Origin of the sequence: Paenibacillus sp. RUD330, assembly GCF_002243345.2 — a bacterium.
Lineage (GTDB): Bacteria > Bacillota > Bacilli > Paenibacillales > Paenibacillaceae > Paenibacillus_O.
Map to the genome: position 1 here is coordinate 5123751 of NZ_CP022655.2, position 14916 is coordinate 5138666.

Annotated in this window: 12 protein-coding genes; 2 read left to right on the forward strand and 10 right to left on the reverse strand. The window is 61.2% G+C overall.

Translation table 11 applies throughout. The annotated features are described in order from the left end of the window. Positions 1-204: 204 nt before the first annotated feature. From CIC07_RS23245 to CIC07_RS23260, 4 genes are all read right to left on the reverse strand, one after another. Positions 205-1701: a response regulator gene (locus CIC07_RS23245; protein ID WP_076357748.1), complete on the reverse strand. Its 1497-nt coding sequence runs from the start codon at positions 1699-1701 to the stop codon at positions 205-207. Beyond that, positions 1698-3608, reverse strand: a complete 1911-nt coding sequence (locus CIC07_RS23250) for a cache domain-containing sensor histidine kinase (protein WP_076357746.1) — start codon at positions 3606-3608, stop codon at positions 1698-1700. The genes CIC07_RS23245 and CIC07_RS23250 overlap by 4 nt, the downstream gene beginning before the upstream one ends. After that, positions 3605-4678, reverse strand: a complete 1074-nt coding sequence (locus CIC07_RS23255) for a LacI family DNA-binding transcriptional regulator (protein WP_076357744.1) — start codon at positions 4676-4678, stop codon at positions 3605-3607. The genes CIC07_RS23250 and CIC07_RS23255 overlap by 4 nt, the downstream gene beginning before the upstream one ends. Positions 4679-4927: 249 nt before the next feature. Continuing rightward, a complete protein-coding gene (locus tag CIC07_RS23260; protein ID WP_076357742.1) occupies positions 4928-5800 on the reverse strand; it encodes a DUF72 domain-containing protein in 873 nt (290 codons plus the stop codon). Between the two features lie 107 nt (positions 5801-5907). Between CIC07_RS23260 and CIC07_RS23265 the strand changes: the two genes are divergently transcribed. Next, positions 5908-6174 (forward strand): hypothetical protein, encoded by a 267-nt coding sequence (locus tag CIC07_RS23265; RefSeq protein ID WP_076357740.1) that lies wholly within the window; start codon positions 5908-5910, stop codon positions 6172-6174. Between the two features lie 48 nt (positions 6175-6222). Here CIC07_RS23265 and CIC07_RS23270 read toward each other — a convergent pair whose 3' ends face one another. From CIC07_RS23270 to CIC07_RS23295, 6 genes are all read right to left on the reverse strand, one after another. Next, positions 6223-6945 (reverse strand): serine/threonine-protein kinase, encoded by a 723-nt coding sequence (locus tag CIC07_RS23270; RefSeq protein ID WP_076357738.1) that lies wholly within the window; start codon positions 6943-6945, stop codon positions 6223-6225. A 50-nt stretch (positions 6946-6995) separates the two neighbouring features. Then, positions 6996-7955 carry a glycosyltransferase family 2 protein gene (locus CIC07_RS23275; RefSeq protein ID WP_234992965.1) on the reverse strand — a complete coding sequence of 320 codons (960 nt, stop codon included), beginning with the start codon at positions 7953-7955 and terminating at the stop codon, positions 6996-6998. Beyond that, the gene (locus tag CIC07_RS23280) at positions 7945-9372 is read right to left on the reverse strand and encodes an undecaprenyl-phosphate glucose phosphotransferase (RefSeq protein WP_076357736.1); all 1428 of its coding nucleotides are present in this window, start codon (positions 9370-9372) and stop codon (positions 7945-7947) included. The genes CIC07_RS23275 and CIC07_RS23280 overlap by 11 nt, the downstream gene beginning before the upstream one ends. 137 nt (positions 9373-9509) lie before the next feature. Next, positions 9510-10811 (reverse strand): glycosyltransferase, encoded by a 1302-nt coding sequence (locus CIC07_RS23285; RefSeq protein ID WP_076357734.1) that lies wholly within the window; start codon positions 10809-10811, stop codon positions 9510-9512. Further along, positions 10812-12158, reverse strand: coding sequence for a GH1 family beta-glucosidase (locus CIC07_RS23290; protein ID WP_076357732.1), 1347 nt, complete (start codon positions 12156-12158; stop codon positions 10812-10814). It abuts the gene before it with no gap. Between the two features lie 158 nt (positions 12159-12316). After that, a complete protein-coding gene (locus CIC07_RS23295) occupies positions 12317-13714 on the reverse strand; it encodes a glycoside hydrolase family 30 protein (RefSeq protein ID WP_083688223.1) in 1398 nt (465 codons plus the stop codon). A gap of 319 nt (positions 13715-14033) precedes the next feature. Here CIC07_RS23295 and CIC07_RS23300 point away from each other — a divergent pair, with 319 nt between their 5' ends. After that, a complete protein-coding gene (locus CIC07_RS23300) occupies positions 14034-14837 on the forward strand; it encodes a helix-turn-helix transcriptional regulator (protein WP_076357730.1) in 804 nt (267 codons plus the stop codon). Positions 14838-14916: the final 79 nt, after the last annotated feature.

A 14916-nucleotide genomic window follows, 5' to 3' on the forward strand; every position in this document is an offset into this window, starting at 1 on the left:
CCCCTCATCCGGCCGATCTCCATTCCTGCCTTTTCCGTCGTTGCCGTCCATTGGCTGCTCCGCCCTCAGACTCTGCCTTGCCAAGCTGCATGAAGCTCTCGAAGCCAATGAACCCGCGATGACAATGATTCCCGATTATGCGGCCAATGCAGTTGCGGTTGCGGCCTTCGACCGATGGCGGCTGCAAAGAAAGGCTTTTTCCCGCTATCTGGCGCCGTCCCTGTATTCCTTGGGCGTTTTCCCCGTGGCCCGCTTGAACGCCTTGGTGAAATAGGCGGGATCGGTGTAGCCCGACAGCTCGCCGACCTCGTAGGTTTTCAGCTCCGGCCGTTCCTTCAGCAGCTTCTTGGCCTGCTCGATCCGCACGGAGATCGCATAATCGGTTATCGTTTCTCCCGTTTCGCTCTTGAACAGCTTGCTGAGATAACTCGGCGTCAGATGCACCAGATCGGCCAGCTTCTGCAGGTCGAGCTCCTCGCTGTAATGCTCGTGCAAATAGGCTTTGACGGTTTCGACCGACCGGCTTTCATGCCGCTGGTCCTTGACCCTGCGCAGCCCTTCCTGGAAAATCTCCCGAAGCGCCGCCGCGTAGCGCTGCCACTCGGGTAAGCTGCCGGGCTGCGGCAAGGAATGGCTTGCGGACTCCTTCCGTTCCGTCAGCCCCTCCTCCAGGGAGGCGGCTGCTTCCGCTGCCGCATCCGCAAGGCCGCTCCACGCCATGCGCAGCTTTCCAGCTTCCCGGATCCATTCGTCCAGCGCTGCGGACGCGCCGTCGAGATCGCCCGCTTTGACGGCTCCTTTGGCCTTGTCTAGCCATCTGCGGAGCGGCTCCGGGTCGGCCTGCCGCTGAGGCGCGGGGGCGAATGCGGCGACGGGCTGTCCAGACGGAGCATACCAGGCGTTATGGCAGGCGGCCTCCGCTTCCCTGTACGCTTGGCCCAAGCCGGATCCGCCGCTGTAGACGCCTCCCGTCCCGATGCGGGCTTCCATCGAGATCGGCAGCCTGCCCAGCAGCGTCACCGCGAGCTCTCGGGCCGTATCGGCGTGGTCGCCTTTGCGCAGGCCGATCAGCAGAGCGACGCTTCCTCCCTCCCGCACGAGAGCGAGGCTGTCCCTGCGCAGCTCCGCCGCGGCCCGGCGCAGCTCCTCCCCGTCCAGCCCGGGAAGGACATGCAGCACCATGAACGCATACATGCCCCGGATCAGCGGCAGCTCGTCGAGCTGGTCGCATGCCGACTGCCATACCGGACGCGGAATCCGCGACGAGTCTGCGGACAGCATCAGCTCCAGCAGCGATTCCGGATGGAAAGGCTGCCGTCCGCGCTGCTCGCCGACCTTGCCCTCCACCCTTTCCAGCAGCCGCTCCAGCTCCTCCTGATTGACGGGCTTGAGCAGATAGTCCTCCACGCCGCAGCGAAGAGCTTCGCGGGCGTAATTGAAGTCGTTGTGGCCGCTCAGGATGGCGATATGAACGGCGCTTCCCCGGCTGCGCAGCTCCGCGGCCAGCTGGAGGCCGTCCATCTGCGGCATGCGGATGTCGGTGATGAGCAGGTCCGCACCGGATTCCTCCAGCCGGCTGAGCGCCTCCCTCGCGCTTCCCCAGACGCCGACAACGCTATAAGCGGGATTGGTCCGCTCGATGATCTTCGCCAGGCCAAGACGGATCTTCTCCTCGTCGTCTACAACGGCTACTTTGATCATGGTCCTTCCTCCTCCCCTCTTCCGGCTGCGCTTTCCGGCGACAGCAGCGCCGTATCCGGAATTCTCATGGTGACGCAAGTTCCCTTGGACGGCTCTCCGTCCACTTTCAGTCCGCTGGAGGGTCCGTAACGCAGCTGAAGCCGCTCCTGCACGTTGCGCAGGCCGATTCCTCCGGCGTACGGGTCAGGCTCGCCTTCCGGCTCCCCCGGCTGCAGACGGCTGCGCACAAGCGCCAGCTCCTCCTCCGCGAGACCCCGGCCGTCATCGCAGATGATGAACAGGCGGTCGGTTCCCTCCACGCGCGTCTCGATCTTGATGTTCAGCCATTCCCGCTCGTCGTCGAAGCCGTGCAGCACCGCATTTTCCACGATCGGCTGGAAGATCAGCTTCATGACGTTCGTGTCGGCATGCCGGGCATCCGGCGTGATGTCCAGCCGGAACCGGGCTCCGTAGCGGTGGTTCATCAGCTCGATGTACTGCTCGAGATGCTCCCACTCCCTGGCGACGGATACGAGGTTGTCCCCCGCATGGAGACTGTACCGCAGCTGCTCGCCGAGCAGCTGCACCATGCGGCTTACCTCCGCATCGTCGTTGAGGATCGCCGTCATGCGGATCGATTCCAGCGTATTGTAGATGAAATGCGGGTTGATCTGCCGCTGCAGATTCTCCAGCTGCGCCTCCGTCCGGCGCTTCTCGATCCGGTAGATGTTGTCGATCAGCTCGCGGATTCTCGCGACCATGCGGTTGAAGGCGTGTCCGACCATGCCGGCTTCGTCGCGGCGCCTGACCGGGAACTGGACGTCGAAGTTGCCTCCCTGCACTTGCCGCATGAGGCCGATGATGGAACGAAGCGGCTTGGTCAAAGCCAGAATCAGAACCAGCGTGATGACCAGCGCCGCGGCCATGGACAGTCCGGCGGCGGCCAGGCTGTACATGCGGTTGCGCGCCGCGTCCTCCACCAGATGCTTTTGCGGGACGGTGATGAGCAGCTTCCAGCCCGTCTCGGGAGACTGCCGGTAGATGACGAGGTTCTCTTCCCCGGCCACTTCCGTCCGGAAGCTTCCCGATGCCCCCTTCGCTTGCTTCAGCAGCGGCGTCTGCCCGAGATTCTGGGCCAGGAACTGGCGCTCGCTGTCGTAGATGATGTTGCCCTCTTCATCGGCGATGATCGTTGTGCCCCGGGTCGCTTCGTCGAGATCCGTCACCATGTTTTCGATGACCCCGATGTTGGCGTCGACGGCGATGAGGCCGACCGAGTTGAAGGAGGTCGTGATGATGTCCCGGACGACCGTGAACACATACTGCTTGTTGTGCGAGTTGCTCGTCACCGCCTGCGTGCTGACCAGCACCGGAGTTCCGTTCCGAGCCTGCGCGAGCTGCTTCCAGCGGGCGTAGGTCTCGCGCAGGTCGTTGCGCACGCCGCCGCTCTTGACCGCGGTATAGGGGTTGCCCAGCTTGTCGAACAGGTACACGTTGCTGGACCCTTCCTTGAGATTGTTCATGAAATAGATGCTGCTTTCGATTTCGCGCTGGATCTTCAGCTTGAAGCTCCGTTCCTCCCACTGATAGGAAGGATCGCTGTCCGGATTTTCCCCCCGGTGGTTTTCATAAAAAAGATTGGACTGCTCGAGCCCGCTCTGAATTTCGTCGAGATACGCCGGGATGATGGAAATCTGCTTCATATCGTGGATGTAGTCGTCCAGCGAATTCATCATTTTGCCGGAAATCTGGGAGGCGAACGTGATCGTATTGTTCTCGATCGTGCGGAAATTATGGGAGGCGGACACATACGTAATGACCGCAATCGGCAGCAGCACGACGAACACGTATACGATGAACAGCCTTGCCTCCATCCGATGCCAGAGGGGATCGAGCCGGAGCTTCAGGCGGCTCAGCAAGCCGCTCATAACCTCGGACATGCCGCCGTCGAGCGGCGGATGACCAGCTCGCCGGTCAGCAGCACCTTCTCCACGGGGTTCGCCGGCTGCTCGGCCCGGCGCAGCAGCGCCTCCACGGCCCTCCGTCCCATCCCGTGCTTGTGCACATGGACCGTCGTCAGCGTCGGGCTCGAGAGCGCCGCATCCTGAATGTCGTCGAACCCGGTGACGGACACGTCTCCCGGCACGGAAATCCCCATCCGGGCAAGCAGCGTCATGACGCACATGGCGATGGAGTCGTTGGCGCAGGAGAAGGCGGTCGGCATCCTGCCTTCCCTCGCCAGCTCCTGCAGCATCGGCTCCAGCGCTTCCGTCATCTCCGAACGGTTATGTCCCCGCACGGTCAGCAGCCCGTCATGCTGGCCCGAGACGTCCAGCCCATGCTCCTCCAGCATGGAGCGGAAGCCGAACCAGCGGTCGTAGAAGCTGCGCGAGTACGACAGGTTGCCGACAAACTGCAGCTTGCGGTGGCCGAGGCCGATCACATAATGGACGATGCGCCTCATCCATTCGAAGTTGTTCATCGACAGCACATCCGTCGGGATAAGCGGCTCCTCGTGGTCGATCAGCACCATCGGAATGCCGAGATTACGGATCTCCAGCAGGCTTGGATAGGAGATGAGACCGACCCCGATCAGCCCCAGCACCCCTCTGGGATTGATCATTGTGGAGAACTGGCTCGTAATCTGCTCCGTCACCAGCATCGTGCCGATTCCGCGCTCGTCCAGCTCCTCCTGGGCGCCTTCGATGATGCGTCCCCAGTAGTACGACTGCCGGGTCTGAAAGCGGACGTTCGGGACGAGGATGATCACTTGCTTGTTGATGTGCACGGACTTGCCCTCATACACCGGTGTCTGGACGACGTCCGCGGCCGCCGCGTCCCGCGCGGGGAACTTGTACCCGAGCTGGATGGCCGCCTGCACGATCCGGTCCCTCGTCTCGGGCTTGACGCCTCCCTTGCCGGACAGGGCTTTGGATACGGCGAACTTCGACATCCCGACATGGTCGGCAATATCCTGCATCGTCACTTTGGCATTCATATCGAACCCGCCCATCTGTTAGGTTGTTAGGTTGATTGTCTTTTTGCAAGCTAACAGCTATGATACCACGAAACGCCGTTTCGATTTCCACCTATAGAATTTCAATCATTGCCGGAATCATCCGAACATGGGGCTAGGCCTACTGCCAGCCTCATCCGCGGGCAGCCCCGGCCGGGAACCCAGGCTCAAAAAAACCGATCCTGCAATCCCCAAGGGAAATCAGAATCGGCGTCGTTCTTCATGCGATCTTCAAAACAGCTCCAATTGCTCCACATCCGGATCCGCTTCTTCGGGAGCAGCGGGAAGAGCCGGAAGCGGCTGCCCCAGCAGGCTCATCAGCTCCCTGGCGTTGTCCGCCGCGTCGCCGCCGGAGTTGTTGTTGAAGATGACGGCAACCCGCTCCGACTGCTTCTCCAGCCTCGCCAGCCGTTCGGCCCATTCCTCCAGCTCCTCCGTGCTGTACCGGTACAAATAGCGGACCTCCCGCCAGTTCGGACGCCCGGATGAATGCCAGCCGGATACGTTGCGCCCGTGCAGCCGCACGAGCGTGAAGCCGCTGTCCGTCGCTTCCTCGACGATCGGTACCGAGCCTTCCCCCGCCTGCGGCTCGTCGCAGACGGAATGATGCCAGCCATGCTCCCGCATGAATGCCAGCGTCTTCTCCCTCATACCCGGAACGAACCAGCTCTGATGCCGGAATTCGAGCGCGCAGGGCAATCCGTCCATGCGGGCTTTGGCCTCGCGAAGCACGGCGACGTTCTCCCTCGTGCAATCGAACCAGGGCGGATACTGGAACAAGACGCAGCCGAGCTTGCCTGCCTCTATCATCGGCGTCAGAGCAAGCTTGAAATCGGCGAACATCGCGTCCTCGTCCGGATACGGGATCTTGCCGCGGGAATGGCCGGTCATGCCCTGGTAAGCCTTGACGATGAAGCGGAACGCATCCGGGGTGTCCGCCGTCCATTTCTCCATATTCCGCTTGGGCTGCACCGCATAGAAGCTGCTGTCCACTTCCACGGCGCCAAAAAGCATTCCGTAAGCGTGGAGCTTGTTCCGTGCGCTTTCCTTGGTCGGATAGAGCTTGTCGTGATCTCCCCAGCCCGCGAGTCCGATCGTGATCATCGCTTCCCTTCTCCTCTCCGCAAACTCACATTTCCTGTCATGCCCGACAGCCGCATAGGAATAGAATAACCACGAAAGCATCCTAACTTAACGAGGGTGGTGTCGGGATGACATTCGTATGGGCCGCAATCGTCGTGCTGGTTGTGGGAGCGATTCTTTTCATCAGCATCAAGGCCGGCAAAGGGTGGGTTCTGGCCAAGTCGGAGAGCAGCGTCCGGGCCGACCGGCTGTACCGCCTGCAGGCCTATCTCCGGGATCATGGAATCAAGACCAAGCTGAGCGAGGAAGCCGGCAGCCTGCGCCTGCTTGTCCGCCGCGGCGAAGCGGAGCAGGCCCGCCGGCTGGCGGAGGCCTTCGATGACGAAGGCCATTGACGCCGGCTCAGGCAGGCTCCCGCCGGAGTCCGCAAGGCCATGCCGCCCCTATTCGGGCGGCGTCCCTTGGGGGGGCCGTCTGGACGGAGCTCCCTTCGGACGTCGGCCCGATTGCCGCCTGACCAGGCGATAGCCGAGGCGGATTCCGTTCATCATCCAGGGCGGAATGCGCAGCGATCGGTCCGGCTTGGCGAATAAAGGCCGATAAAGGCCGTAGTAGGCTCTTTTCAAATCCGTCCACATGCTGCAGGGCTCCGGCTTCAAGAAATCGGATACGTCGACGACGACTCCCCTTCCGTCGCTGACCATCACATTTTTCCCATGGACATCATGAGGGTTCAGTCCTCTCGAGGCTGCATAGGCGAGCGCATCGTCCACGTCGGCGATCGCCCGCTCCGGAATGACAAGCCCTTCCAGCAGGCAGCGGTACAGCGTCACTCCCCGCAGCCGCTTCAGCAGCAGATATCGGGCTCCCTCGTGCTCTCCGGATGCATAACAGCGGCCATAAGCCGGGTGCTCCCCCAGCTTGCGGTAAACCTCCACTTCATCCTCCCAGCCCTCCCGGTCCGGGGCATAGACCTTGACCGCCAGCCCCTCGAGCTCCGGATGAGCCAGAACCGCGGCATAGTTGCCGCAGCCGAGCAGCTCCCAGCCCGGAGGGATATCCAGCGCCTGCACCGGATGGCGCAGGCTCCCGCTCTCGAGCCTCAGCCCAGGCAGCAGCTCCGTGCGTATTCTTTCCTCGGCATGCCTTACTGCCTGCTGTTCCATTCGATGTCCCTCCAAAATAAGAGAAGGCCCGCAAGCGGACTGCAGTCCGGCTACGGGCGATACATGCTGAACTTGCGTTGAAGCTTGAGCGGCAGCCGCTTGTGGTGGATGCCCAGCTTATAGCCGATCAGCTTGGCCGCATTTTCCGCCGCAAGGCGGGGAATCCGCAGCCACTTGCCGTCTCCCGCCAGCGACCTGAGCTGGGCCTTGACCAGTCCGGCCCCCTCCTTGCCGACGGAAGCGTAAGGGAGTATCCAGGACTGCTCCGCCATGGAGACGCCGTTGTCGTAAAACCGCTTGAACTGCTGCAGCGGCGTGTAGTCATGGGAATGCACAACGCGGGCTTCGGCATTGTAGGCGATCCGATAGCCCTTGAGCACGAGCTTCGCCGCCATGAAAAGGTCTTCGTTGAAATGCGTCGGCTCCTGGAATCCGCCCATCTCCGTGAACATGCCCCGGCGGATCGCCGAGCAGACGTTGGAGCAGAAGAAGGTTTTGATGCCGAGCGCGCCGAGATCCTCCCTCCCCTTCTGCCGGGATTCCGGAGGATAGTTGTATTCCCTCGACATGCGCTCCAGCTGATCGGCTTCGGGCCTCGCCAGCTGGCGGGCATAAGCATATCCGATGCCATCCTCGTGAAGCGACATGGCCAGCTGCTCCAGCAGCCGGTCGTCGCAAGGCATGGCGTCCTGGGTCATGAACAGCAGGATGCAGCCCGAAGCTTCCGCAGCCGCACGGTTGCGAGCGCCGCCATGGTCGAATTCCGAGCGCCGGATGGTCAGGACTCGGGCGCCTGCGCGATGAGCCGTCTCCGGAGTCCCGTCCGACGATTCCGTATCGATGACGATGATTTCGTATGGGGGAAGGGTCTGCCGCTTGAGCCGCTCCAGCAGCTCTCCGAATCCCGGACCGGCATTGCGCGTCGGAATGATGACCGAGATTCTGTCCGTCAGCCCCCGCGAATAAGGAAGGCCGGCAGCCGGGGAGTCGGCCCTGCTGTTAATAGGCATTTTTATGGATGAGTCCTTTCACGACGGTTTTGAAAATGATGCGGATATCGAAGAAGAAGCTCCAGTTCTCGATATAGAACAAGTCATGCCGTATCCGCTCGTCGATGGACGTATCCCCTCGCAGGCCGTTCGTCTGAGCCCAGCCGGTAATTCCCGGCCGGATATGATGCTTGACCATGTAGCGCGGCACTTCCTCCTTGAACTGCTCCACGAAGAAGGGACGTTCCGGACGGGGGCCGACTACGCTCATTTCTCCCCTCAGCACATTGAAGAACTGAGGAAGCTCGTCAAGGCTCGTGCTGCGCAGGAACGTGCCGAAGCGGGTGCGGCGCGGATCGTTCTTGACCGTCCAGGTGACGTCGGAAGCGACTCCGGCGCTGACCTTCATGGACCTGAACTTCAGCATATGGAAGCTGCGGCGGTTGAGCCCCACCCGCTCTTGCCGGAACAATACCGGTCCGGGAGAAGTCAGCTTGATGCCGACGGCGATCCCGAGCAGGATCGGGGACAGCAGAAGGATGGCGATAAGGGAAAACAGGATGTCAAAGGTTCGCTTGGCGATCCGGTTGCCCATCTCGTCCAGCGGCACGTCGCGGATGTTGATCAGCGGCACGCCCGCGAAATTGTCGAAGAACGGCTTGGCGGGCAGCAGATCGAAGTAATCGGGAATGATCAGCGTTTTGACGCCGGCCTTCTCGCAGATCTTGATAATGGAGCCGTACTTGGAGTGGGCATCCAGCGGGAGCGCCATGATGACCTCGTCGATCGTCGGATTGTCCGCCAGCATCTGCTCCAGATCCTCCAGCTTGCCGACAATCGGGCTGAGCGGCTCCGAGCTGTAGCTCCCAATCACCTCGGGTTCGTGCCGGACCTGGAAATCATCCAGGAAGCCGTACACTTCATAACCGAGATCCGGATAGAGGCGCAGCTGGTCGTGGAAGCTCCGGCCGACGCTGCCCGCCCCCAGAATAAGCACGTAGCGCTTGTTGAATCCGCGCCGGCGGAATACGGTAAGCAGACGTTTGACCGCGAACCGGTACACGATCATCGCGAACAGGTTGAAAGCGAAGAAGATGGCCAGGAACTCCCTGGAAATATGTACTTCCTTGCTGATGAACAAGAGGCTCAAGAGAAGCAGCAGGCTCAGGCACTGCACCTGGAAGATCTTGAGCACGTCGCGCGAGAAGTTCATCCGGCGCTTGGGCTGATAGAAGCTCGTATAGAACCCGATCAGGACGGCGGCGAATGCATAGACCGTGCTCCAGACGAGATAGGTCTTGAACGGAATCGTCTCGTAGGACGGCAGCAGTCCGCTGTGGAACTTGATCCAGTAGGCGATCAGAAATACGCCCAGCATGCAGACCAGATCCGCCAAAATGTATATTTGCGTCAAAAAACGCTGGTTTCTTCTCAACATAGTCATCACCGCAAATCTATAAGTCTAGCTATCTCACTAATTGTACCAAAAAAGGAGAAAGCCAGCTATCTATTCGACGCGTCATGCGGCAAAAGGTTGCTGGCAATGAGAGGAGCCCCGGCCTGCAGGCCGGCGGATCAACGGCGCCGCGGCTTCAAACGGAGCGCGCGCCGCTTGCGCCGCATTTCCGGAATGCGGTTCCAGATGGTTTTCCAGCAAGGAGCCAAATCTCTCTCCTTCACTATGATATACCCCGCTTTGAGGATTTCTATCGCGATCACGGCGGGCAGGTTCAAAAGGCTTCGCTCGTTTTTGATCAAGGTGTAGAAGCGGTTCTCGTAGGAATGCCTCCGCACGAACAGAGAGATTCCCGAACGCCCGCCTTCCTTCCAGCCCCGCGCATGCAAAGCTCTCGCCTCCGGCGCGTAGAGGGATTTCCAGCCGAGGAGCTCCGCCCTCCAAGCCGCATCGACATCCTCCTTGTAAGCGAAAAAGGTTTCGTCGAAAAATTCGCCCTCGATGGAGACATGCTCCATCATGCGGCGGCGGTACATCGCGGCGGCTCCGGATACGCCGAACGCCTCGCCGCCGTCCAGCCAGCGGGAGGCCGGCTCCCCGGCTCCGCGGTCGCGGGCCTGCCGCGCGGCATCCATCGACAGGCCTGTGCTGTCGATGACCGCCTCCGGCGGCAGGCGGTCCAGCCAGGCGCGGACCGCCTGCGGCAGCGCCCGGCGCGGCGATGCCGGGCCGGCCGCCGGAGCTCCGGCGGCGGCCTTGCCGCCGCCCGCTCCGGGAGCTTCCGCTGCGGGCCTGCTGCCACCCGCTCCTGAAGCGCCGGCAGCAGGCATGCCGACGCCTCCCTCCGGCTGGCGGACCAGCATGCCGGCGGCGCTGCCCGCTGCCGGCATGCGGTCCAGCCGCTCCGCCAGCCCGCGCACATAATCCGGATGCAGCCTGACATCCGGATTGAGGACGAGCGCGTAATCGCTGTCCGCCTCCGCGAGCGCTCGGTTCTGGCCGCCGGCAAAGCCGGTATTCACCGCGCTCTCGATGATGACGAGCCGCGCGCGGGCGCCGCCTGACGGCAGCTGGGCTGCTTCAGCCCCGTAGTGGCTGCCTTCATCCGCCTGCCCTTGCCTGCCGGCTTGCCGCTCGCGGTCCGCTCGGAGGTCCCTCTCCCGCGCGATTCCCGCCTCGTAGCGGCGCAGCCGCTCCACCGTGCCGTCGCTGGACGCGTTGTCCAGCACGATAATCTTCTCGATGGGATACGACTGCGCCAGGACGCAGTCCAGGCAGCCCTCGATATCCTCTTCGCTGTTGTAAGTCACGATATGGACGCTCACCGTCCCCCGGACAGGAGCGGCAGCGAAGCCTGCCGCCCCGCTGCCGCCCTTGTCCGGAGACAGCGACGAATGCGCCGCTGGATCCTGGTTGTTCATTTATACTTCGAACCCGCCTTCCGAAATGACCTTCTGAATAAAATAATAACTGTCTTTCGGCGTGCGTTCCAGTGTTTCATAGTCCGTGTATACGATTCCGAAGCGCTTGGCGTAGCCTTCAGCCCACTCGAAGTTGTCGAGCAGCGACCAGGCGAAGTAGCCCGCAAGCGGTACGCCGGAGTCGATGAGGCGCTGGCACTGAATGAAATGCTTGCGGTAGTAGTCGACCCTGTCGGCGTCATGGACGCTGCCGTCGGCATCCAGCCTGTCGTCGCAGCAGGCACCGTTCTCCGTAATGTAGATCGGAGTATCGCCGTATTCCTCATGCAGCCAGCTGAGCACCTTGTAGAGCGCCTCCGGATAAACGTTCCAGCCGATATGCGTCTGGTCGAAGCCGACCTGAACATCCTCGCTGTCGAACAGCCCGTTGTTCTCCTTGTAGCGCGTGTAGCCGCCCGTGTAGAAGTTCACGCCGATGAAGTCGATCGGCTGCGCAATCGTCTCCATGTCTCCCGGAAGAATCGGCACTTCGACGCCTTTGCCGCGGAACCACTCCACCAGGAACTGCGGATACGTCCCCTTGAACGTCGGCTCGAGGAACCACTCGTTGCCCCAGGCGCGCGAGCGGCGGGCCGCCTCCACATCCTCCGGCTTCGTCGTGTAAGGCTCCGACCAGCTCAGGTTATGCGTCGTCCCGATTTCTCCGGGCAGTCCCAGGCTGCGGTACAGCTGGACCGTCCTTCCATGGGCGACCATGCAGTGATGGGCGACGTTCGTCGCCAGCTGCAGATCCGTGTGGCCGGGAGCGTGCACGCCGATGAAGTTGGAGAGGAAGGAGACGCACCAGGTTTCGTTGAACGTGATCCACTGCTTCACTTTGCCTCCGAAAGCATTGAACACGACCTCGGCATACTTCAGGAACGCATCGATCGTCTCGCGGTTGTCCCAGCCGCCCTTGTCCTGCAGCGCCTGCGGCAGATCCCAGTGGTACAGCGTGACGGCCGGCTCGATGCCGGCTTCGATCAAGCCGTCGATGACGCGGCCGTAGTAGTCCAGTCCCTTTTCATTGACCTCTCCCGTGCCCTGCGGGAAGATCCGCGGCCATGCGATGGAGAAGCGGTACGAAGACACTCCCAGCTTCTTGAGCAGGGCAATGTCTTCCTCGTAGCGGTGGTAGCTGTCGCAGGCCACGTCTCCCGTGTCGCCGTTCACGACCTTTCCGGGCGTGCGGGAAAAGGTATCCCAGATGGACATGCCGCGGCCGTCCTCGTTCCAGGCGCCCTCGATTTGATAGGAAGCTGTCGCTGTGCCCCAGACGAAGTCTTTGGGGAAAGTAATTTTAGCCATAATAAGTCCCTCCGAAAGTAGAATGCTAGCAGTTGAGGTTGGTTCCTCCGGTCGCAAAGCCGTCTGACTCGGCCCCTCCAGCCAAATTCTGTAAAACGATTAGCGCTCCCTAGCCGCTTTGGCGCATCAAGACATGCACCGAACGCTTGCCGCCCGGATCAGCGGAACAGCAGCGTCTGGATGCCGTGCGCCGGGATGCTGCTGTCCGCCAGTTCTCCTCGATGCCTCACCACATAGGGCAGCTCCGCATCCGTGCGGTTCATCACGACGAGTGCGATCGTGCCGTCCGGATTGCGGAACGCTGTCTGCTCCAGCTTGTCCGTGTATCGGGAGCTGCCGATACGGACGGCGCCAGGACGGATATAACGGCTGAAATGAGAGATATAGTAGAACGAGCTTTCATAGATGACTTCGTCCTTCACCGTGTCGGCGATGATGGGAGCATCGCAGAAGTTGCCCACATGGTTCGGGCCGCCCTGCTCGTCGAGCACGATGTTCCAATCCGTCCAGCCGGCCGTCCAATTGTTCAGGTTGCCGAGAATGTCATGGCCGTAGCGCTCGCCCGTATTCCAGGAGCCGATATGGACGCCGCCTTCCTGACAGCCTTCGCTGAAGAACAGAGCCTTGTCCGGGAAACGGTCATGCACGGCCGACAGAGCTTCGAAATGATCGCCCGAGTACCAATGGAAGCAGATGCCCCAGATGTGCTTGGACGCCTCCGCGTCCTCGAACGCTGTCCGTGCCCGCTCGTACACGCGCTCCTTGTTGTGGTCCCAGATCATGACCTTGATATGGCCGTATCCGGCTTTCTCCAGCGCAGGTCCGAGATAGTCGCGCACGAAATCCTTTTCCTCATCGGCGCTGTAGACGCACGAATCCCAGGTTTGAACGGCTTTGGCCTCGTTCTGCACGCTCAGCGCCCAGATTTCGATGCCTTCCTGCTTGTAAGCCTCGACGTACTTCACGAACATGTCGGCCCATGCCTGGCGGTATTCCGGCTTAAGCTGTCCACCGCGGTTCATCTCGCCGTTGGTCTTCATGAAGGCCGGCGGACTCCACGGGGAGGAGAACAGCCTGAAGCCGCTGCCCGCCTTGTCGGCCGCACGCCTGATCAGCGGCAGGATCGACATGCGGTCGCGGTCGACGTTGAAACTTTCCAGCCCTTCGTCCCCGTCTGTTACATAGGCGTAATTGCCGAGCGAGAAATCGCAGCTCTGAATATGGGAGCGGCACAGCGTATAGCCGATTCCATGCTCCGGATCGAAATACGCGTCGATGATCTCCTGCTGCCTGGCCGGACTCAGCTTGGCGATCGTAACGGCGGATGCCTCCGTCAGCGCGCCGCCGAAGCCTTCGATCGTCTGATAGGCTACATCGTCGTAAATGTTGATTAGCTGGTTCTCATGGCCATTATCGTCGGCGCGGAACCTCAGCTGCGGCATCTCCTGCAGCCTGTCTCCGGTGTCTCTTGCCGTCTGCAGCACCCTTGCCGTGCCGGCTTCCAGGACAGCGTATGCGCTTACAGCAATTCGGGTCGAATTAGTCCCTTCGCTCATGCTTCTCATCCTTTCCTGTACAATTGACTCTATTATAGGAGGAAAGGCCTTTCGGAATGAAGAAACAATATGGCTATGAACCTCAACGATCTGGTCATGAGGGGAGACATGCTCCCGGATTCCACCCATCTGCAGCCTTCGGGCCGAGTTTCAGAACTGCAGAACTGCAGAACTGCAGAATTGCAGAATTGCAGAATTGCAGAACTGCAGTTCTGCGGAACTGCCGAACTGCAAAATTGCCCAATTGCAAAACCTGCATTCCGTTCATTCCAGCTTCATCATTCTGATTTAAGCTGACTAGGAGAGGCGGTGCTTTCTTATGGACAAGGATCCTGTTACGCTGACCTTATGCGACTTTTCCAGGCATCTGCAGCCATTCCGCCAATCGTTCCGCAGCCTCGATACCTACCTCCTCCGCTTGCAGACGGAAGGAGAGGCCCGAGCGCTCATCGGCGGCGCGATGGCTGCAATCTTGCCCGGCGACCTGCTGCTCTATCGTCCAGGCGATGCCTACGACCTGCAGATCGAGGCTCCCGCTGCTGACAGCCGCTACGGTCCAAGCGCCGACTATTACGTCATGGCCACAGGACCTTGGCTAGATGAGTGGTGGCGCATGCGGGAACGCCCTTCCCGGATCCGCATCGCGGATGACGGGAAGATCGACAGCGTCTGGCAGCAGCTCATGCTGGAGCGGCGCAGGCTCGACGGAGGCAGTCGGGCCATCCTGGCCGCACTGCTGCAGGCGCTCTGCCTGCTGCTGGACCGCGCCATCACAGAGGCGCCTGCAGCCGCGAAGAGCGGCGCGACCGCGCTGCAAGCGCTGAAAATCAAGCATTTTGTCGAAGCCAACGCCACCGCCTCCTTCACTCTGGATGAGGCGGCCGCTCATGCCGGCATCAGCAAAACCCGCGCCGTTCATCTGTTCAAGCAGCAGATCGGCTGCTCCATCATGCAGTACGCCCAGCAGGTCCGCCTCGCTATGGCGCTCAGGCTCATGGACAACAGCCAGCTGACGCTGGAGCAGATCGCGGACGAGTCCGGCTTCGGAACCTACACCTATTTTCATCGGGTATTCCGCGAGCGCTATGGCCTATCGCCAGGCAGCTACCGCAAGCGGGAATAATGACTGGCTGACAGAGTTGAACAAGAAGAGACCTCGGACATGCAGGTTACATGCAGGATAGACGGGGCAATAAAGAAAT

Bases quoted from the DNA above. Each gene is read 5' to 3' on its own strand.
- CIC07_RS23250 (WP_076357746.1), bottom strand. From the start codon at position 3,608: ATGAGCGGCTTGCTGAGCCGCCTGAAGCTCCGGCTCGATCCCCTCTGG.
- CIC07_RS23290 (WP_076357732.1), bottom strand. From the start codon at position 12,158: ATGGCTAAAATTACTTTCCCCAAAGACTTCGTCTGGGGCACAGCGACA.
- CIC07_RS23260 (WP_076357742.1), bottom strand. From the start codon at position 5,800: ATGATCACGATCGGACTCGCGGGCTGGGGAGATCACGACAAGCTCTAT.
- CIC07_RS23295 (WP_083688223.1), bottom strand. From the start codon at position 13,714: ATGAGCGAAGGGACTAATTCGACCCGAATTGCTGTAAGCGCATACGCT.
- CIC07_RS23245 (WP_076357748.1), bottom strand. From the start codon at position 1,701: ATGATCAAAGTAGCCGTTGTAGACGACGAGGAGAAGATCCGTCTTGGC.
- CIC07_RS23270 (WP_076357738.1), bottom strand. From the start codon at position 6,945: ATGGAACAGCAGGCAGTAAGGCATGCCGAGGAAAGAATACGCACGGAG.
- CIC07_RS23275 (WP_234992965.1), bottom strand. From the start codon at position 7,955: ATGCCTATTAACAGCAGGGCCGACTCCCCGGCTGCCGGCCTTCCTTAT.
- CIC07_RS23255 (WP_076357744.1), bottom strand. From the start codon at position 4,678: ATGAATGCCAAAGTGACGATGCAGGATATTGCCGACCATGTCGGGATG.
- CIC07_RS23300 (WP_076357730.1), top strand. From the start codon at position 14,034: ATGGACAAGGATCCTGTTACGCTGACCTTATGCGACTTTTCCAGGCAT.
- CIC07_RS23280 (WP_076357736.1), bottom strand. From the start codon at position 9,372: ATGTTGAGAAGAAACCAGCGTTTTTTGACGCAAATATACATTTTGGCG.
- CIC07_RS23285 (WP_076357734.1), bottom strand. From the start codon at position 10,811: ATGAACAACCAGGATCCAGCGGCGCATTCGTCGCTGTCTCCGGACAAG.
- CIC07_RS23265 (WP_076357740.1), top strand. From the start codon at position 5,908: ATGACATTCGTATGGGCCGCAATCGTCGTGCTGGTTGTGGGAGCGATT.